Origin of the sequence: Vibrio splendidus 12E03 (assembly GCF_000272105.2) — a bacterium.
Taxonomy (GTDB): Bacteria; Pseudomonadota; Gammaproteobacteria; order Enterobacterales; family Vibrionaceae; genus Vibrio; species Vibrio splendidus_I.
Genome location: NZ_AJZD02000171.1, coordinates 2,821 through 3,139, shown reverse-complemented (window position 1 = coordinate 3,139; position 319 = coordinate 2,821).

Here is a 319-nt window from a genome sequence, read left to right as displayed (position 1 = left end):
GCAAACATAAAAATCATAATACGCACTAAGGCGTTTTATTAAGTGAGACAGTACAAACTACGTTTGTTGCTCCTTTACGCTCTACAAGCAAGCTTATAGCAGCAGAAAGCGAGCCGAATTTAACACTCCTTTCATAATACGCACTAAGGCGTAAGTTCTTTTCGTAGATGTTTCTTATACTTATCCCTACAAGACTGACAAGCAGACAGCAAACGATAAGTATCATCAGCAGTAAGAATGCCACCACATCGGCAACAAGTAACTGAGCGAATTGTTGAACGCAAACCTAAATAACCTTTAATCCCTGTAACCACTTAAC